This window comes from Murdochiella massiliensis, assembly GCF_900059565.1.
GTDB classification, from domain to species: domain Bacteria; phylum Bacillota; class Clostridia; order Tissierellales; family Peptoniphilaceae; genus Murdochiella; species Murdochiella massiliensis.
In genome coordinates this window covers 473,971-492,591 of sequence record NZ_FIZW01000002.1, presented here as the reverse complement: position 1 = coordinate 492,591, position 18,621 = coordinate 473,971, and the positions used below count along the sequence as shown (strand labels likewise).

General features: G+C 49.9%; 17 protein-coding genes. 16 read left to right on the top strand and 1 reads right to left on the bottom strand.

Annotation, left to right across the window (positions count from 1 at the left end):
• The first annotated feature begins 14 nt into the window (after positions 1 to 14).
• The 13 genes from BN3910_RS03915 to map all read left to right on the top strand — a co-directional run bounded on the left by BN3910_RS03915 (position 15) and on the right by map (position 13,086).
• Positions 15 to 569, top strand: coding sequence for a V-type ATP synthase subunit E (locus BN3910_RS03915; protein ID WP_066924554.1), 555 nt, complete (start codon positions 15 to 17; stop codon positions 567 to 569).
• Positions 566 to 1,633 (top strand): V-type ATPase subunit, encoded by a 1,068-nt coding sequence (locus BN3910_RS03910; RefSeq protein WP_066924552.1) that lies wholly within the window; start codon positions 566 to 568, stop codon positions 1,631 to 1,633. The genes BN3910_RS03915 and BN3910_RS03910 overlap by 4 nt, the downstream gene beginning before the upstream one ends.
• Positions 1,626 to 1,934, top strand: a complete 309-nt coding sequence (locus BN3910_RS03905; protein WP_066924549.1) for a V-type ATP synthase subunit F — start codon at positions 1,626 to 1,628, stop codon at positions 1,932 to 1,934. Before BN3910_RS03910 ends, BN3910_RS03905 begins: the two co-directional genes overlap by 8 nt.
• A gap of 13 nt (positions 1,935 to 1,947) precedes the next feature.
• On the top strand, positions 1,948 to 3,723 hold the full coding sequence (locus BN3910_RS03900) for a V-type ATP synthase subunit A (protein WP_066924546.1): 1,776 nt from the start codon (positions 1,948 to 1,950) through the stop codon (positions 3,721 to 3,723).
• A complete protein-coding gene (locus BN3910_RS03895; RefSeq protein ID WP_197457225.1) occupies positions 3,716 to 5,206 on the top strand; it encodes a V-type ATP synthase subunit B in 1,491 nt (496 codons plus the stop codon). Before BN3910_RS03900 ends, BN3910_RS03895 begins: the two co-directional genes overlap by 8 nt.
• On the top strand, positions 5,203 to 5,895 hold the full coding sequence (locus BN3910_RS03890) for a V-type ATP synthase subunit D (RefSeq protein ID WP_066924544.1): 693 nt from the start codon (positions 5,203 to 5,205) through the stop codon (positions 5,893 to 5,895). Before BN3910_RS03895 ends, BN3910_RS03890 begins: the two co-directional genes overlap by 4 nt.
• A gap of 111 nt (positions 5,896 to 6,006) precedes the next feature.
• On the top strand, positions 6,007 to 6,891 hold the full coding sequence (locus BN3910_RS03885) for a metallophosphoesterase family protein (RefSeq protein ID WP_066924542.1): 885 nt from the start codon (positions 6,007 to 6,009) through the stop codon (positions 6,889 to 6,891).
• Positions 6,892 to 6,979: 88 nt separating this feature from the next.
• Positions 6,980 to 7,789, top strand: coding sequence for a nitroreductase family protein (locus BN3910_RS03880; RefSeq protein WP_066924540.1), 810 nt, complete (start codon positions 6,980 to 6,982; stop codon positions 7,787 to 7,789).
• Between the two features lie 53 nt (positions 7,790 to 7,842).
• On the top strand, positions 7,843 to 9,225 hold the full coding sequence (locus BN3910_RS03875; protein ID WP_066924538.1) for a GTP pyrophosphokinase: 1,383 nt from the start codon (positions 7,843 to 7,845) through the stop codon (positions 9,223 to 9,225).
• Positions 9,209 to 10,543, top strand: coding sequence for an amidohydrolase family protein (locus tag BN3910_RS03870; RefSeq protein WP_066924535.1), 1,335 nt, complete (start codon positions 9,209 to 9,211; stop codon positions 10,541 to 10,543). The genes BN3910_RS03875 and BN3910_RS03870 overlap by 17 nt, the downstream gene beginning before the upstream one ends.
• Complete coding sequence (locus BN3910_RS03865) at positions 10,540 to 11,937, top strand: NAD(P)H-hydrate dehydratase (protein ID WP_066924534.1); 1,398 nt, start codon at positions 10,540 to 10,542, stop codon at positions 11,935 to 11,937. Before BN3910_RS03870 ends, BN3910_RS03865 begins: the two co-directional genes overlap by 4 nt.
• The gene (locus BN3910_RS03860) at positions 11,915 to 12,289 is read left to right on the top strand and encodes a type II toxin-antitoxin system PemK/MazF family toxin (RefSeq protein WP_066924532.1); all 375 of its coding nucleotides are present in this window, start codon (positions 11,915 to 11,917) and stop codon (positions 12,287 to 12,289) included. Before BN3910_RS03865 ends, BN3910_RS03860 begins: the two co-directional genes overlap by 23 nt.
• Positions 12,286 to 13,086, top strand: a complete 801-nt coding sequence (gene map, locus BN3910_RS03855) for a type I methionyl aminopeptidase (protein ID WP_066924530.1) — start codon at positions 12,286 to 12,288, stop codon at positions 13,084 to 13,086. The genes BN3910_RS03860 and map overlap by 4 nt, the downstream gene beginning before the upstream one ends.
• Before the next feature lie 105 nt (positions 13,087 to 13,191).
• Here map and BN3910_RS03850 read toward each other — a convergent pair whose 3' ends face one another.
• Positions 13,192 to 14,766, bottom strand: coding sequence for a helix-turn-helix domain-containing protein (locus BN3910_RS03850; RefSeq protein WP_066924528.1), 1,575 nt, complete (start codon positions 14,764 to 14,766; stop codon positions 13,192 to 13,194).
• 366 nt (positions 14,767 to 15,132) lie between these two features.
• Between BN3910_RS03850 and BN3910_RS03845 the strand changes: the two genes are divergently transcribed.
• From BN3910_RS03845 to alsC, 3 genes are read left to right on the top strand one after another with little or no spacing between them, the layout of a single operon-like run.
• A complete protein-coding gene (locus BN3910_RS03845; protein ID WP_066924525.1) occupies positions 15,133 to 16,137 on the top strand; it encodes a LacI family DNA-binding transcriptional regulator in 1,005 nt (334 codons plus the stop codon).
• The gene (locus BN3910_RS03840) at positions 16,115 to 17,632 is read left to right on the top strand and encodes a sugar ABC transporter ATP-binding protein (RefSeq protein ID WP_066924523.1); all 1,518 of its coding nucleotides are present in this window, start codon (positions 16,115 to 16,117) and stop codon (positions 17,630 to 17,632) included. The genes BN3910_RS03845 and BN3910_RS03840 overlap by 23 nt, the downstream gene beginning before the upstream one ends.
• A 12-nt stretch (positions 17,633 to 17,644) precedes the next feature.
• Positions 17,645 to 18,595, top strand: coding sequence for a D-allose ABC transporter permease (gene alsC, locus BN3910_RS03835; protein ID WP_066924522.1), 951 nt, complete (start codon positions 17,645 to 17,647; stop codon positions 18,593 to 18,595).
• Positions 18,596 to 18,621: the final 26 nt, after the last annotated feature.

Genomic DNA, 18,621 nt, shown 5'->3' with positions numbered 1-18,621 from the left:
GAAAGGAGGAAGACATGGCCCAACTGGAACAATTGATCGAACAAATTCGCAGCGATGCGAACGAACAGAAAACCGAGCTGTTTGATGCGGCAAGGGAGCAGGTGCAGGAAGAAAAAGAACGTGCGTTGAAGAAGGCTCGCCTTGAGGCGGAGGATATTCTTGCCCATGCCGAACGCGAAAAAGCGGCGATTGTTGATCGCGTTCAGGCGGAAGAAGAACGTGACGAACGTAATGCGCAGCTGTGTGCCAAGCAGGAACTCGTGCAAAAAGTGTTTGCTCTTGCGGAAGAAAAGCTTCTGCATTTAGAACCTACACAGTTGCAGGAAGCACTTGATGTGTATCTTGCTGCACATCCCTTGGCCGAAGATGCGGTTTTGGAATTGCCAAAAGAAAGCACCCTTCAAGCGCCTCCGGGTGTAAAGGTGGAAAGATCCGATAGCTTCATGAGCGGCTTTCGCGTTCGTCGCGCAGGGATGCGCGAAAACTTCGATTACATCGAGATCCTGCAGTATATGCGGCATGATCTGGAGCAGGAGGTCATTCGCGCGATGGCGGAAGGAGAGGAATGATGGATAATCAAGCCTTTGCTTCCATGCGCGTTCATATGGCTGAAAAGGCGCTGATCACACCCGGGCAATGGGACCGTATGCGGGAAGCGCCGGACTACGCCGCCGCGATACAAGTATTGAAAGAAACCCGTTATGGAGCACTATTTGCGGAAGGCGAGTTTCCCGTGCTTTCCGAGGTGCTCAAAATCGAATTGCAGAAACAGGCCGACTTCATCTTTGATCTCGTGCGAGAGCCGGAACTCAGACGTTTGCTGTTTCTTCGCTACGATTACCACAATCTGAAGATTCTGGTCAAAGCGTCGACCGAACCGGATCGTTTTCTGTCGTTGTTGTTTCCCTTCGGCACCTTGTTTCTTCCGCAGATCAAGAAGCAAATTGCCGAGAAGAAAACTTTTGGCGTAGCCACTTTGGCGGAACGGACGGCGGTCGAGGCCGCTAAGGTCTGGGCGGAAACGGGAGATGCGCAGGAGGTGGATTTCCTGCTGGATCGTGCCTATTTTACGGAATTGCATGCGTTGAGTAAGAAAAGTAAAAGCCCATTCTTTATTCGTTATGCGCGGGAGATGACGGATTTTACCAATCTGCTTTCCTTTTTCCGCGCTCGTGTACAACAACAACCCAAATCGTTTCTGACGCACGTTTTTTTACCCGGAGGCACCATTCGTGTCGAAGATCTGCTGTCGCCGAAAGTATCCTCGCCCGTGGTGGAAGACGGATCCAATGCCTTAAGTGGCGTGGATCGGGAAAAACTTTGTGCCATGTTGCATCGTGCCGGTGCGTCAAATGCTACCGTAAACGCTTGGGAAGCCTTTGCGCAAACAGGAGATATGAATGAAGTGGAGAGGGTGCGCGATCACGTATCGCTCCTTTTGGCGGTCGAAGGCGGAAGAAAAGAATCCGGCTTGGCGCTACTCTTTTCCTATCTGGTGCGCGTGCGAACGGAAATACAGGATGTGAATATCGTTCTGGGCGCAAAGCGTATCGGCTTACCCGCGGACAAAATCGCGATATATATGCGTATGATAACGGCGGGAACGCAAGGGGAAAGGAGCCGTCATGCATAAAGTAGCGGTGATTGGCGATCGCCATTCGGTACTGGCCTTTGAGGCACTCGGTTTAGAGGTATTTACACCGACTGAAGATCATGAAATTCGCAATACCATTGAACGTCTTGCCCGCAACGACTACGCGGTCATCTTTATGACGGAGGAATTGGCCGAACGCGCGGAGGAGACGCTTTCGCACTATCAAAATGCGGCCGTTCCGGCCATTATTATGATTCCGAACAGCAGCGGCTCAAAGGGCATCAGCATGCGTGAAATTTCCGCTAATGTGGAAAAAGCCGTGGGCATGAATATCTTTTAGACGGGAGGGCACATTGAAAGAAGGAACAATCATTAAGGTATCCGGACCGCTGGTTGAGGCCGGCGGAATGGAAGACGCCAACATTCAGGATGTGGTGGAAGTCTCCGATAAAGGACTGATTGGCGAAATCATCGAGATGAAGGGCGATGTCGCCTTTATCCAGGTTTATGAAGAGACCACAGGCATCGGGCCGGGAGAGCCTGTTACCTCGTTGGGTGCGCCGCTTAGTGTTGAATTGGGACCGGGGCTGGTCGGTCAGATCTACGACGGTATCCAGCGTCCGCTCGATGATTTGGCAGAAAAAGCGGGCGACTTTTTGGAGCGCGGTGTTTCCGCGCCGGCTATTTCGCATGAGAAGAAATGGGATTTCGTTGCAACCGCACAAGTTGGCGATACAGTTTCGGCGGGAGATATTTTGGGCACTGTACAGGAAACGGAAGTGCTGCAACATAAAATTATGGTTTCCCCTAAACTGAAGGGAAAAATTACCTCGTTGACTTCCGGCGCCTATACGGTAAAAGACGTCATCGGCAAGCTGGAAGACGAAAACGGAGAGGTGCATGAACTGCATCTTTCCCAGACTTGGCCGGTTCGTCAGGCACGCCCGGTGTCTCGAAAGATGGATCCGACGGTACCGCTGGTCACCGGACAGCGCGTCATCGATACATTCTTTCCTGTAGCGAAAGGCGGAACGGCCGCCATTCCGGGACCGTTCGGCTCCGGCAAAACGGTTATTCAGCATCAGCTGGCCAAGTGGGCGGATGCCGAGGTTATCGTCTATGTCGGCTGCGGTGAACGTGGAAACGAAATGACCGACGTCTTGAATGAATTTCCGGAAATTATTGACCCGAACACGGGGAAGAGCCTGATGCAGAAGGTCATTCTGATTGCGAACACTTCCAATATGCCGGTTGCGGCACGCGAAGCGTCCATTTACACCGGCATGACGATTGCGGAATACTATCGCGATATGGGCTATTCTGTGGCACTGATGGCCGACTCCACGTCACGTTGGGCGGAGGCTCTTCGTGAAATGTCCGGTCGTCTGGAAGAGATGCCCGGCGATGAAGGCTATCCCGCTTATTTAGCGTCGCGCATTGCGAGTTTCTATGAGCGTACCGGGATCGTGAAATGTCTCGGCAGCGATGAACGTGAAGGATCTCTTACCGCCATCGGCGCGGTCTCTCCTCCGGGCGGCGACCTCTCCGAGCCGGTTACCCAGTCGACCTTGCGCATAGTCAAGGTGTTCTGGGGGCTGGATTACGACTTGTCCTATGCACGCCATTTCCCGGCCATCAACTGGCTGAAGAGTTATTCTCTCTATCAGGAAAAAATGGATGATTATTTCTGTGAAGCGGTGCATCCGCAATTTGCAGCACACCGCCAGCAAGCTATGGCGCTTCTCACGGAAGAACAGAGTTTGCAGGAAATCGTACGTCTGGTCGGGAAAGATGCTCTTTCACCGGTCGATCAGCTGAAACTCTTCACGGCAAAATCGCTGCGTGAAGATTTTTTGCAGCAAAATGCCTTTGATGATGTGGATACGTACTGTTCGGCGCAAAAGCAGTTTACTATGTTGACGATGATTCTTGCTTTCCATGAGAAAGCGAAGGAAGCGCTGGAACATGGCGTATATCTGCGTGAAATTGAAAGTATGCCGATTCGTCAGCGCATCGTTCGCATGCGTCAAATTCCCGAAGACAAGTTGGACGAAATGGATTCCCTCCGTCAGGAGATGACAGCGGCGTTCCAAACGCTGATGCAGGAGCAGGAGGTCGTCAATGATTAAGGATTATCAAACCGTTCGCGAAATTTCCGGCCCGATCATGCTGGTAACCGGCGTGGAGGGCGTGAAATACGAGGAACTGGTCGAAGTGCAGCTCCAGGATGGGACAAGTCGACGCGGAAAAGTACTGGAAGTCAGCGAAAAAGCGACGCTGGTGCAGCTTTTTGAAGGTTCTGCCGGCATTAACATGCGCGATACTTCGGTACGCTTTTTGGGGCATCCACAGGAAATCGGCGTATCCACCGATATGATCGGCCGTATCTTTAACGGCATGGGCGAGCCTATTGATGACGGCCCCAAGCTGCTGCCGGAAAAACGACTGGACATCAACGGCTCCGCCATCAATCCATATTCGCGCCTGTATCCGTCCGAATTCATTCAAACCGGCGTTTCGGCTATTGACGGCCTGAACACATTGGTTCGCGGACAGAAATTGCCGATTTTCTCCGGCAACGGACTTCCGCACAATCAATTGGCTGCGCAAATTGCCCGCCAGGCGACGGTGCGCGGTACGGATGAAAAATTTGCGGTCGTTTTTGCCGCCATGGGCATCACGTTTGAAGAAGCGCAGTTTTTCATTAAAGATTTTCAGAAGACGGGCGCCATTAACCGTGCGGTACTGTTCATGAATTTGGCAGACGATCCGACGATTGAGCGTATTTCGACACCGCGTATCGCGTTGACCGCAGCGGAATATCTCGCTTTTGAACAGGGAATGCACGTCTTGGTCATTATGACGGACATGACCAACTATGCCGAAGCGTTGCGTGAAGTCTCGGCTGCACGAAAAGAAGTGCCGGGACGCCGCGGCTTCCCGGGCTATCTCTACACCGACCTTTCACAGTTATATGAGCGCGCCGGAAGAATTAAAGGACGCGAAGGCTCCATCACGCAGCTTCCGATTCTGTCCATGCCGGAGGACGATATTACCCATCCGATTCCGGATTTGACGGGCTACATCACCGAAGGGCAGATCATTTTGAACCGCAGTCTCTATAACCGCGGCATCTTCCCGCCGATTGATATTCTCCCTTCGCTTTCGCGTTTGAAGGATAAGGGAATCGGCGAAGGAAAGACCCGAAAAGACCACGCGGCCACAATGAACCAGATTTACGCTGCCGTCGCGCGCGGACGCAATGCCAAGGAACTTTCCACCATCCTCGGTGAGGCGGCTTTGTCCGATGCAGATATCGCTTTTGCCCATTTCTCGGATGCCTTTGATGCGGAATATGTCAATCAGGGCTTTACCACCAACCGCACGATTGAAGAAACGCTGGACCTGGGCTGGAAATTGTTGCGCATGTTGCCGCGTGAAGAGCTCAAACGCATCAAGGATGACATGATTAACGAACACTTCGGTCCGGGGGGAACCGGTGCCGAAACGGATGCCGTTTCGCGCGTGGCGATGATGAAGCAGCAGCAATTCTATCAGGAACAGACCACACATGAAGAAAATCGCGGAAAGGGACAGGAGGAAGCGCAATGACGCGCCTGAATGTCAATCCAACGCGCATGGTGATGACAGGGCTTAAAGAGCGCCTGAAAACTGCTGAGCGCGGCCATAAATTGCTTAAAGATAAGCAAGACGAACTGATGCGACGTTTTATCGCGCTGGCGAAAGAAAACCGTACGTTGCGTGAAGAGGTGGAGAAGGAATTGCAAGAAGCGTTTCGCGCCTTCTCCATGGCCAGTGCCGTGATGTCCGATCCGATGCTGGAAAATGCACTGTTAAGCTCCAAACAGCGCATGGGGGTGGATGTGCGCGTGGAAAATATTATGAGCGTGCGTATTCCTGCGTTTTCCTTTACGCGTACCGGCGTCGAAGAGGGAAAAGAAGCAAATATCTATCCTTATGGCTTCGCACAGACTTCGGTTGAACTGGACGTGGCATTGAAAAAGCTCAACGATGTTACGGACCGCCTGTTGGAACTGGCCAAACTGGAGAAAAGCTGTCAGCTGATGGCGAAGGAGATCGAATCCACCAGGCGGCGCGTGAATGCATTGGAGTACCGGACGATTCCTGATCTGGAAGAGACCATCACTTACATTCGTATGAAATTGGAAGAAGAGGATCGTGCGACGATTACCCGCCTGTTAAAGATCAAAGATCTTATTTCTCAGGCGCGGGAAGAAGGCCGCCAGGATATCGAGGTGCTTTTGCAAACCAATCAGTAATGTGCATCGACGAGAAAAGGCAATTCCACCTTCACGCACCCTTCACAATTCCATGATATAGTATGGGCGGTTCGGCAGAGAAAGATCTGTCCGAGTCGGAAAGGACGAAAGATGAGAATTGCCTGTATCGGCGATGTGCACTATACTTCCATGTTTTTGCACGGATCGGCCAAACGAAATTTGAATCGACAATTTTATACGCGTTTTTTTCGTACATTTTTTTCCGTCGACGCGGATCGCTACGTTTGCCTTGGAGATCTTACGCACTTTGGTACAAAACGGCAATTGCGTGAAATTTTTTCGATTATCAACGAGACAAAACGGGAAGACCAGCGTTTTGAACCGGTCATCGGCAACCACGACATCCTTTTTGGCGGAAAAGAAACTTTCCGGGCCATCAGCGGTTTACGTTGGCTTTATCGTGCAGATGATCAGGAAGATGTGCGCCTGCTGTATTTGGATACCGCACGCGTTGCGGCATTTCGCAAAAATTCATCCTACATGGGCATAGAACAGTCCCGTTGGATTTGTGACCAGCTTCTCAGCGCCGGGTCAAAACCGGTCGTGGTGTTTGCCCATCATCCATGCAACCATGTTCGCATGACCGACAGCCAAGGTCGTTATCTCACGCATATGTCGCTGGATGATGTGCTTGAACTCAAGAGCGGTACGGCGATTTATATCAACGGCCACAAGCATCGTGACCACTATCATGTGGACAAGAACTGGGCATTTTTGCAATTCAGTGATATTTTGGATGAGCCTGTGATTCGCGTTTTAGAGTTGGACGAAGGAAACTTGAGCATGGAATCCGTGCCCATTACCGATCCGGAAATGCTGCATTCCGCAAAAGTGATTATTCGCTCGGTAGGTACGTTTATGCGCAAGAAGAACAATCAACAATTTGCCGAGGTGGAGGATTTAACTCTCCAACAAAACGAGGATGAAAGCAGTTTTGAACTCGACTTTTCTCCGCGTCCTGCCGCAAGAGCATAGCGCTGTGAGGAGACGAAAACAAGTCGCGCGTCGGCGCGATTTTTTTCAAGCGATGAGAAAACGTTATCCAATTGATAAAGGAGAGAGAATGAAATCGACAGAAGTTCAAGAAAGACAGCAGGGCAGAAAAATGGACCCATTGGCGGCGCAGCACAACCATCGCACGATTCGCCAGTTTACCGATGAACCCATAGACAAAATGCAAATTGAGGAAATTAAGGCGGTGGCCGATCGCACAGCGAGCTCCATGGGATTACAAATGGCCTCCGTGCTTCGGATAACCGACAAATCGATACGAACCGTTTTTGGCGAAGTCACAGGACAACCCTATGTTGCCGATGCACCGGAGCTTTGGGTCTTCGTCGCAGATCTTCATCGCAATGCGACCATTGTGGAACAAAAAACGGGAAAGAAGCCCGTCATCGGCATGGGAAAATTCATGTCGGCCTATGCGGATGCTCTGCTTATGGCACAAAATGTCATAAACGCTGTGGAAGCGCTTGGTCTTGGCGGAGCTTTTATCGGCAGTATTGCGAATGATCTTTCGCGTATTCAACAGGCGCTTCACTTGCCGGACGGCACCTATGCCGCTATTGCGGTGATTTTTGGCCATCCGGATCAGATGCCGCAGCAAAAACCGCGGATGCCGAAAAATATGCGCTTTTTCGAAAACACCTATCCGACAGATGATGCTCATCTTGGTGAGTTGGACGCCTATGATGAACAAATGCAGGCCTATACGGATCTTCGTCATCCGGAAAAGACGCTTCCCTCCTTCACGGATCAAGCCATCCGAAGTTTATCCGGTGCGGAAGACGGTCGTGACGCGCTCCTGTCGTTTTTATCCTGCTCGGGATTTCAGGTTCGTTTGGAAGACGATGAATTTTCAAAAGCATAGGGAAGGAAAGCACCGCGAATACGGAAGTGATGCGTAGAACAAAGGAGATTATCGTGAAAATACCTCTTTTTTCTTATATTGATGAAGCAATCGAACTCAAGCATTCGTTGCGTTTTGAGATTGAGGAAGCACAGCAGGCGATTGACTCATTTTTTACGCAGAGTTTCGGACACCTGGACAGCTTTGTGAATTACACCTCGCGCGTGAAGGCGGATGACAGCTTAAAAGAAAAAATTATTCGTCAGAATTTGTTATATACGGTTTCGGCGGAGCAGCTTTTCGGGCATATTTCCGATTTGATCGGCAGTCGCATCGAATGTCGCTTCATTCGAGATGAAGAGCAGATTTACCGTATGTTGTTCAAGCTTTTTCCCACAAAACGATCCGACGGATTTTATCAATGCGATCGTGATCCGCGTATTGAATTGCGTTTAGATGAACCGCAGCCAAAGAACCAAAAAAACGGCTATCGCTCCTACCGTGTCGACGGTCATTTTCTGGGCAAACATGTTCTTAATTTCGAACTGCAAATTAAGAGCATCGTCAATGTTTTTTGGAATGAAATTGATCATAAGATCTTGTACAAAAATTATAATTATGTGCTGACGGAAAAGTTTGTGCATGACATTATGGACTCGATCATGGGGGATTTGGTCATCATTGATCGGCAAATGGAGATGCTTTACGATCAGCTGGGAACGCTTGATTCGCCGGACCAGTTTCAGGCGCGCGATCAGCTGAAAACCATGATCGGTCGCCTGGTGCAGGATGCCTATCTTCTTCCCTTGCGGGAACAGTATCATGTCAGCTTTGATTTTCGCCTGGCGATTGATCTGATTACCGACTTCCTTTTTGCACGGGTGGAATACGAATCACGCGAACAGTATGCGACGGAGTTTTTGCGCATCATGGATGATGCCTTCAGCGGACAGCGCGTATTGGAGCTTTTCGGTGAACGCATTACGTTTGATCCGCCGATTCATTACCATGATCGCATGACTGCCTCGTTCGGCAAACGACTGGAGAAGATTGCAAATGAAGACATCCTTTGGAATTTGTTGGTACACATTCTTTTTGATTTAAACACCCATGTGAAACCGCGTGAGCTCTTCCGCACTTTTGTGGATTATCTTTATTTTCGTGTGATTAACGCAATTCGCGAAGCCTACCGTGAAGAGGGGAGAAATGTGGAAAAAGCGGAAGAATTGATTGATGCCATGACGGAGGGCTATTTGCAACATGCAACGATGGCTCGATTGCTTCCACAGGATTTTATTCGTGCCGGTACCGCTTCACTTAAGCGTAACGTTTCCGTCACCCTGCGTACAGAAGATCCGAACGACAAAGAGGCCATCCTGGCGCATTTTCGGCGCTTTTATCCGTTGCGTGCGTTGGAAACGAGAGAAGATGAGGAAGAACATGAGAACGGTGATTAAAAATGCAACCGTCGTCACGATGAACGATGCAGGAGATATCTTACGTGAGGCCGATGTTGTGATCGAAGACGGACGAGTTACGGCACTTTATTCGTCCATTACCGGTGACAAAGCGTATCCGTCGGTCGAGCAACGGAGAAAGGATATTTCCGCGGACATTCAGATCGATGCGGAAGGAGACGTGCTCCTTCCGGGATTGATCAATGCCCATACGCATTTGGCCATGAGCCTTTTTCGCAATTACGGCAATGATGTGGCCTTAAAAGAATGGCTTGAGGACTATATCTGGCCGCTCGAGGCGCTTATGACGCGTGACGAGATTGTTGCCGGAGCAAAGCTGAGTATTCTGGAGATGTTGCGTGGCGGAACCACGACGTTTGCGGATATGTATATGGAGGAAGATGCCATTGCCGAGGCAGTGACAGAGATGGGGATTCGCGCTTTGCTGTGTCCCGCCTTCACGGATGGCAGCATCGCTACACGGCCGGAAGAAGTGAAACGCCTTGCGGTGTACCAAAAGCCGGAAGGACGTATACAAATGCGTCTCGCTCCGCACGCGGTATACACCTGCTCACCGGAGACGTTACATAAAGTTAAAGCCTTGGGAGACGAGTGGGGCATTGGCTTTCACCTTCATCTTGCAGAGACGCGTGAAGAAGATGAACAGTGCCGAAAAACCTATGGTATGTCGCCGACGATGCTGATGGATCGTGCAGGACTTCTCGGTCCGGAGACGATGCTTGCCCATGCGATTTGGCTGGATGACGACGACATCGCCTGTATCGCAGCACGCGGAGCGTGTTGTGTGTATAATCCGGTGAGCAATATGAAATTGGCAAGCGGCTTTATGCCCTTGGAAAAACTGCAGAGAGCGGGAGTGACGGTTGCGCTTGGTACGGACGGACCCAGTTCCAATAATACGCAGGATATGTTTCGAGAAATGCTGGTCGGTTCTCTCATCCAAAAAGGCCATATGCTGGATCCAACCGCTGCGGACGCGCACAAAATGTTGTGGATGGCGACACGGGGCGGCGCACTGGCGATCGGCCAAGAGAAGGATTTAGGCAGTATTGAAGTAGGGAAGAAAGCGGATCTGATTTTGGTGGATTTCCGTCATGTGCGTCACACGCCACAGCCGGAGGATATTGAAGCGGCACTGGTCTACGCCACCGCCTCCGATGACGTTCGGATGACCATGGTCGACGGCATCATTCGGATGCAGGACGGTCATTTTCCGGGACAAGACGAGGAAGCGATTTGTCGAGAGACCGAAAAAGCCTGGCGGAAGCTGCATGAGCAGAAGGGACAACACGCATGATCGGCATCGATGTCGTAGATATTGCGCGCTTTGCCACCGGAAAACAGGGATCATCTTTTCTGCACCGTGTGTTTACGGTCGAGGAGCGTCGCTATATAGAAAACAGTCCACATCCCGTAGAAACTATGGCGGGACTGTATGCAGCAAAAGAAGCCATCGGTAAGGCTTTGGGGACGGGCATCGGAAGCATCCCGTTTCATGCCATGGAAATCATCCATGATGACACCGGTAAACCGCAGGTTCGTTTGCACGGTGAGGCGTCAAAGCAACTCAAACGATGCTGTGCGCGTCAAGCGGAGATTGCCATCACCCACGATGCCGGTGTAGCCGTGGCGGTATGCGTATTAATACCGAATCAAACCGCGGATCCGTCTTTTGCTGTGGAATCCCCTCTTTTTAGAAACCAGTTGTCGCCTTCTTCGGCATGGCCTTCTGCGAGAGCCCTCGCATTGTTGCATGCGCCGGGAGGACAACATCGTGAGCTTGCGGCCTCTCTTTTGCGCCGCGATCGGACGGGATACAAAACACAATACGGAAAAGTGGCCGTTATCGGCGGATCTCGCGGGATGGTCGGCTCGGTGTACCTTGCGGCGGAAGCGGCGCTTCGCAGTGGTGCCGGACTTGTTTATGCCGTAGTGCCGGAAAGCATCGCTTCGGCGGTGCAGAATAAATTGTTGGAAGCCATCGTTCGTCCGATTCCGGATGACGGCTGCGGTCATTTTACGGTGACCCACCTGCCGGACGTTTTGGACGCCGTCTCGGATTGTTCTTCCGTAGCCATCGGTCCGGGAATGAGCCGTTTTACGGAGGCGACCTCATTTGTGGCCGATGTATTGGAACAACTTTCCGTTCCCTGTGTCATTGATGCCGATGCCATCAACGCTCTCGCGCCCTGTCCCGAACGGCTGAAAACGCTCGAACAGGATATTGTTCTCACTCCTCATGAAATGGAAATGCGTCGTATCAGCGGCAAACCGCTGAATCTTCTGCGCGCGCATCGTAGAGAGACAGCAGAGCGATTTGCTGTGGATTTTCGTGCTTTTGTGGTATTAAAAGGAGCGGATACCGTCATTACGGATGGAAAACATACTACATTCAATCCGAGCGGCACGCCGGGCATGGCAACGGCCGGTTCGGGGGATGTGTTGACAGGTATGCTTGCCGCGTTTCTGGGTGCGGGCTATCCCACACGAACGGCGGCGCGTCTGGCCTGTGATTTACACGGCTTGGCGGGTGAGTTTGCCGCGGAAGCGGTGGGCGAAGAGTGCATGATTGCGTCCGATTTGCTAAAGTATTTACCGACGGCATTTCGGTTGTTTCATGTTTTGCGTGAACAGGAAGAACATGAGCAGGAAGGGAAAGGGGATGTGCATGCAAAAGGTGACCAGAGGTGATCTTTTTTTTGCCGATTTGGATCCCGTACAGGGCTCCGAACAGGGCGGCGTGCGTCCCGTGGTCGTTTTGCAGAACAATGTCGGGAATAAATACAGTCCGACGATTATCGTTGCGGCGATTACTTCCCAGCGCAACAAAAATCACATGCCGACGCATGTTTATGTCACGCAGCGCAGCGATCTTCCCAAAGATTCGGTGGTGCTGTTGGAGCAGTTGCGTACCATTGATAAAAAGCGCCTGCAGATGAAAATCGGCGCGTTTGACGAGAAAACCATGGCGTCTATTGACGAGGCGCTCGGCATATCCATCGGGCTTTTGCCGATGCGGAAGAGGAGAAGAGAAGACGAATGATTACCATTAAGACCGAAGAACAGATTCAGGGGATGAAGGCGGCCGGTGAAATTTTGTGCAAGACGCATCTGGCTATTCGGCGCATCCTGCGTCCCGGCTTGACGACGCTGTCCGTGGACGCCTTTGCTGAAGCATTCATGCACTATAAGGATTCCACTCCCGAACAGAAGGGCTATCAGGGCTTTCCGTTCGCCCTGTGCATGAGTGTAAACGATGAAGTTTGTCACGGCTTTCCCGGCGAGCGGCGCCTGGAAGAAGGGGATATTTTATCGATTGATAACGTTGTGCGCTATCGTGACTATTTGGCAGACTCCTGTTGGAGCTATGCCATCGGTACCCTATCGCCGGAAGATCAAAAGCTGATGGACGTGACGAAAGAAGCGCTCTATCGCGGTGTGGATGCAGTTCGCATCGGTAATCGTTTGGTTGCGATCGGACAGGCCATTCAGCCGTTCGTTGAGGAACAGGGATTTTCGGTGGTTCGCGACTTTATCGGTCACGGCATCGGCAAGGAAATGCATGAAGATCCGCAAGTTTTACACTATGTCACCAAACAACGCGGCATTCGCTTGCGCGAGAATATGGTACTTACCGTTGAGCCCATGATCAATGCGGGTGACTGGCCGGTTGTGCTGGACGCCAACGGTTGGACGGCTCGTACCAAGGATGGCCGGAAGTCCTGTCAATATGAACATACCATTGCAGTTCGCCCGGACGGTCCGGAAGTGTTGACGGAACAGGAAAATACGTCCTTGACAAACGAGGAAATCGACTGGATTGATTCATATCGGTTTTGAGAAAAAAGCCTTTTAAGAATAAAAAGCCCGTCCGCAGCGGTATGCGGATGGGCTTATTTGTTTTATGACGGTACTTTTTCTGTTGATGACGGCAAAGAAAACAACCTAAAACAGCGCTGTGTCATGTGCCTTGCAGAGGGCAATGCTCTTTTCTGCGCCTTGAAAGCTGCAAAATGTGGTCAAGAACGTCTCGATATTTACCGTTAGCTGATTTTCCTTGTCATATATCGTCTGAATCATATCCCCGATTTCAAACAGCGCATTGCTGCTCAAAAAGCTGTCGCGCACCCGAAGAACTTGTCCAACGTCATCCCCATCCAGATTCGGTTTAAGGAGATTGGTGATGAGCAGATCAATCGGCGCCATTGGCGTTTTTTCGCTCTTGCTTTTCGTATGGGAGGTAAAATCGGCAAACACCGAAAAGATAGAGGAGAGAGTGTCGGTCATAAAGGCTTCATGGGAAGGCCCGAAATGACTCTCCACTTTGATGTTCAAACGCCCATATTGACGGCGAAGATTGTTCAATAATCCTGTCCAGTACTGCAAAAGAACATAAAAGAGATGGATAGTGTTCGCGTTGGTGGCTTTTCCATGAACACGCTCCTGCAGTGCGTGCAGCTCTTTCATAGCGTCGACCGTGAATGCATGGTGATTTACATAGGCGCTCATGCAGAGAATTGCAGCCGAGTTGAAGATAATCATCGGATGAAAGCAGGATCGCTGCGCTAAGAAGAGCGCATTGTTCAAATGACAGGCAAGCATCAGGCTGTCGTCCAGCGGAATGGCGTGACGTTTTGCCAAGGCCACCAGTGATTTTTCCAGTGCGCGATCTTTTTCCGTCGCTTTTTTCGAGGAGAGGGACAAGCGATAGCCCTGTTCGGAGAGGGGATAACAGAGGTCAAACAAGGCCTCTTTATCCAGAGGGAAGCCGAATGCCTCGCTATAGTGCGCGCATTTTTCAGCAAAGTCTTTTTCCTGTATGCATTGGTCATAAAGCATGCAAAAATCGTCCGAATGCGTATAATTTTCTTTTTGATGCCCCTGGCGATAGCGTGTAGCAGCAATGGCAATCAGAAGCGAAAAGATTTCAAAGGGGAAGAGCGTCGTCATATTGCCGAAGAAAGGAGAAAAGTCGTGCACAAAGGCAGAGCAAGTCTCCATAAATTCCGCAGAAAACGGTTGATATTTGCCCGGATACAGTTCCAGGAAGAAATCACGATAAAATGCGCGAATCGCTTCTTCCGCACCGACCATACGGCAGGGGCTGCTTTCAATTTGTAGATGGTATTGCTTCTTGGCAATCGCATTAAATTCATGGACAAGCCGGTAGGCCGAAGAAACGGAGGCGTGTTCTTGTGCCGCCAGCGTTGTCAGGGACAGATTTTCTTCAAAGAAAATACGACGTACGAGACGGAAGATTAGCTTGTTATGCGTTATGGGGACATAGATTTCGGTTGGTTGAAAGGTGGGGGAAAAGATAGCATAAAGGTAGCCCTCCGAAATACGCAGGCTCAACCCCGGATACATCGCTTTCATTTTTTCTACGTCCGCAATCAGGGTGCTATCGGTCATGTCCAAAGCTCGCTTGAGGTCCTCCATGGCTATCCGAGGGTTGCCATAGATAAAATACTCCAGCATAAGCAGTCGACGGTTTTCCGCATTGGAAATCAGTTCGCGCATTCGTTTCTCCCTTCTCAATCGCTTATCCATTTTTTATATCGAATAGGCGTACTTCTTTTTGTTGGCATACGCTATTATATTACTAATTTCATAACTATGGCGAATGATTTTTTTGGTAGCTTTTTATTCATTAAGAGGAATAGCTTAAGAGGAATGGCCATAATCGTGCAGAGAAATGTCTATGCTTGCGCATGAAAACATTTCCTTGACGTGTGTGGAAGAGGTGGCTATAATGAATTAAATCGTTGTGGCGGACAATCTTTACGTAAACGTTTACGTAAAAGAAAAGCTCTTTTATCCGTCTAAAATGGAAAATGTCGGTGCAGAATCTTCCCTTCACCGACAAAAAGGAAAACGAGGCTCGACGTGCAACCAACCATAAAGGATATTGCGGACAAGGCAAACGTTTCGATCGCCACCGTTTCACGTGTGCTTAATCACAAAGGGGGCTATTCACAGGAAACGTACCGCCGCGTCCAACACGTCATTGAGGAAACGGGTTTTTCCCTTAACTCATTAGCCAGGGCGTTTCGTACCGGGCAAACTCGAACTGTCGGTTTGTTGGTTCCGGACATTTGTAACGAGTTTTTTGCTCGCATTGCACGACAAATTAGTCTGTGGTTTTTGCAACGAAACTATGTCACCTTGATCTGTGCATCGGATGAAAGCCAGAAGATCGAAGCGGAATATTTTCGCGAGCTGCAAAATCGAAGCGTGGATGGCCTCCTCTATATTCAAGGGCGGAAGCGGGCGGTCGAAACCACGGCGAAACAGAATGTGCCGATTGTCTACATTGACCGTTATTCCGATGAAAGTGGACCTTGTGTCGTTTCCGACAACCCGGCAGGAGGAAAAATAGCCGCTGAAGCGCTGTTGGAGAGGGGACGAAATCGACCGCTGCTCATTCGCGATGCTTGTGAAACAAGTGCGGTGAAAGGCAGATGTGCCGGCTTTTTGGAGACGATGCGAAAGAATGACATAGCCGTCCCCGTGTATTCGGTAGTTTCTCCTATCAGTCTAGCGGGGTTTCAATGCATGGAAGAGGTGTTAAGAAAGCAAGAAGACTTTGACAGCGTATTTTGCACCAATGATCCGTTGGCCATGGGCGTAAGTCAGGCTTTACTTTCCGCCGGAATACGCATTCCACAGGATGTCACTGTCATCGGGTTCGATGACAACGCCATTATTCGTGAAGCCTTTCCGTTTGTGCTGACGATTCGTCAGGATACTACACAATTGGTGAACAATGCCTGTTCAGCTCTTCTGAATATGATGGAAGAAAGAAGTATCGATTGGACAAGCAAAATTGTCCCGGTTCAACTGGTGGACTATGGAAAAGAGGGAGACAATGAGCGCAATTATTCAAACTAAGAATATCGTGAAAAAATTTCCCGGCGTGGTCGCATTATCCAATATCAATTTGTCGTTTTATCCCGGCGAAGTACATATTTTGCTTGGGGAAAATGGCGCAGGGAAGTCTACGCTGATGAAAATTCTCAGCGGCGTTTACCAACCGACCGAAGGAGAATTGATCATCCGCGGAAAGACCTATTCAGCAATGACCCCAAATGAGTCAAAAGAAAACGGGATCGCGATTATTTACCAGGAATTGAGCGTCATCAACGAGCTGTCCATTTTGGAAAACCTCTATCTCGGTCGATTGAAGAGTAAAAAAAGGATGGGGCTTTCCGTGGTGGATTATGCCGCGATGCGTAAAGAAGCACAGGATCTTTTGGAACGGGTCGGCGTCCATCGCTCTTTAGACACTCCGGTAGAGGATTTGAGCATTGGCGAAAAACAGTTGGTTGAAATCTCGCGTGCACTGTTAACCAATGCGGATGTGATCATCATGGACGAACCGACAACGTCGCTGACCGAAAATGAAGTAGACACACTCTTCGCCTTAGTTCACCAGCTGAAAGAAGAAGGAAAAGCGATTGTCTATATTACGCACAAAATGCGTGAAATTAAGCTGATCGGCGATCGTGTTTCTGTACTGAAGGACGGAACCTTCGTCGGAACAAAGATGATACGGGACGTAGAGGTTTCCGAACTCATTTCGATGATGGTAGGCCGCGAGCTGGATGAAACACATAGAGCAAATCGCCAACATGACTTTTCCGATGCGGAAATCATGTTGGAAGCGAAGAATCTTTCGCGCGAAGACGGAATGGTAAAGAATGTATCGTTTACGCTTCATCGTGGAGAAGTGCTCGGCTTTTCCGGACTGGTTGGCGCCGGACGTACCGAACTAATGAATCTCATTTTCGGTATTGATAAGCCAAGTGAGGGCAGCCTTTTGTATAAAGGAAAACCCATTCAAAACAGCGACAGCTATTTAGCGATCAAGAACGGCTTTGCCATGGTTACGGAAGATCGCCGAAAACTGGGCTTTTTAGACAACTTTGATTTGAAACAAAATATTTCGATTGCGTCGTTTATCAAAAATTCACGAGGCAAGGGCGTTCTGGGCAAACTGAATTTTGCTGATGAACGGAAATGGGCGGAAGAACAATTGAACGGCTTACGCGTCAAGTGCCGTTCAATGGACCAGAATATCACCGAATTATCCGGCGGAAACCAGCAAAAAGTGATTTTAGGTAAGTGGCTTGCAGCCGATTCAGAACTGATCATTTTTGATGAGCCGACCAAGGGAATTGATGTGGGGTCGAAAGCAGAGATCTACCAATTGATCTTTGATCTCGCTGACAGCGGAAAGGGCGTTCTGGTTGTTTCTTCGGAATTGCCCGAATTACTATCCGTATGTGATCGCATTATTGTTATGCATGAAGGCAAGGCGGAAGCCGAGTTCAGCATTGAAGAAGCCAGTGAAGAAAAGATTATCAAAGCCGCAACCGGGGCATAGAGGGAGGAAACTATGAAGGAACGTCGCTCGTTTCAAACGATGTGGAGCAAGTATGGAACGATAGGTATTTTCTGCATCCTATTGCTGATTCTTATGATCTTGCGTCCGAGTGCCATATTTAATCCGTCCAGTATACCGCAGATTTTAGCGCAGAGCTCCGTCAACATTCTGCTTGCTGTGGGTGAGTTTTTTGCCATCCTGATCGCGGGAATCGATTTGTCCATCGGCTCGATTGCCGCATTTACCGGATTTGTCGTGGCAAAACTCATGATTATGGAGGTTCCTATTGTTTTAGCGGTTCTCCTCGGTATTATCATTGCCACCCTGCTTGGTGCGTTGAACGGCTTCTTGGTCAATAAAACCGGTTTGCATCCGTTTATCATCACCTTGGGCACACAAACCATTTTCCGTGGCATTACCTTGATCGGTACGAATGCCCGCTCGGTGTTCGGCTTCTCCGGCGCCTTTTCGTCCTTTATGTCCGCGCGGATTTTCGTGATCCCGGTAACCGCAATCATTGCGTTACTTGTCGCCGGATTCTTCTGGTATTTCACTACACGTTTAAAAGTTGGTCGCAACATTTATGCGGTAGGTGGCAATAAAGAGGCGGCCTGGTATTCGGGCATCAACGTTTCGTTGCATACGCTCATTGTCTTTATCATCTCCGGCTTTTGTGCAGGTGTCGCCGGCATCGTTCTGCTCGGCCGCGTTGGCGCTGCGGAACCGGCAGCGGCAAGCGGGTTTGAGACCTATGCTATTGCGGCGGCCATTATCGGCGGAACCAGTTTCTTTGGCGGAAAGGGAAAGATTCCCGGCGTCGTCGTCGGTGGTTTAATTATTGGACTGATCAACTATGCGATGACCGTCATGACGGTACCCAGCAGCTATCAGCAAATTGTCATGGGCTCGCTCATTATTATCTCTGTCACGCTTGATCGTATCATTGGAACAAAAAAAGCATAGCAAAGTGCTTGATGCTTTATAGAAGA

Bases quoted from the DNA above. Each gene is read 5' to 3' on its own strand.
- BN3910_RS03895 (WP_197457225.1), top strand. From the start codon at position 3,716: ATGATTAAGGATTATCAAACCGTTCGCGAAATTTCCGGCCCGATCATG.
- BN3910_RS03915 (WP_066924554.1), top strand. From the start codon at position 15: ATGGCCCAACTGGAACAATTGATCGAACAAATTCGCAGCGATGCGAAC.
- map (WP_066924530.1), top strand. From the start codon at position 12,286: ATGATTACCATTAAGACCGAAGAACAGATTCAGGGGATGAAGGCGGCC.
- BN3910_RS03885 (WP_066924542.1), top strand. From the start codon at position 6,007: ATGAGAATTGCCTGTATCGGCGATGTGCACTATACTTCCATGTTTTTG.
- alsC (WP_066924522.1), top strand. From the start codon at position 17,645: ATGAAGGAACGTCGCTCGTTTCAAACGATGTGGAGCAAGTATGGAACG.
- BN3910_RS03910 (WP_066924552.1), top strand. From the start codon at position 566: ATGATGGATAATCAAGCCTTTGCTTCCATGCGCGTTCATATGGCTGAA.
- BN3910_RS03850 (WP_066924528.1), bottom strand. From the start codon at position 14,766: ATGCGCGAACTGATTTCCAATGCGGAAAACCGTCGACTGCTTATGCTG.
- BN3910_RS03905 (WP_066924549.1), top strand. From the start codon at position 1,626: ATGCATAAAGTAGCGGTGATTGGCGATCGCCATTCGGTACTGGCCTTT.
- BN3910_RS03870 (WP_066924535.1), top strand. From the start codon at position 9,209: ATGAGAACGGTGATTAAAAATGCAACCGTCGTCACGATGAACGATGCA.
- BN3910_RS03840 (WP_066924523.1), top strand. From the start codon at position 16,115: ATGAGCGCAATTATTCAAACTAAGAATATCGTGAAAAAATTTCCCGGC.
- BN3910_RS03860 (WP_066924532.1), top strand. From the start codon at position 11,915: ATGCAAAAGGTGACCAGAGGTGATCTTTTTTTTGCCGATTTGGATCCC.
- BN3910_RS03890 (WP_066924544.1), top strand. From the start codon at position 5,203: ATGACGCGCCTGAATGTCAATCCAACGCGCATGGTGATGACAGGGCTT.
- BN3910_RS03865 (WP_066924534.1), top strand. From the start codon at position 10,540: ATGATCGGCATCGATGTCGTAGATATTGCGCGCTTTGCCACCGGAAAA.
- BN3910_RS03880 (WP_066924540.1), top strand. From the start codon at position 6,980: ATGAAATCGACAGAAGTTCAAGAAAGACAGCAGGGCAGAAAAATGGAC.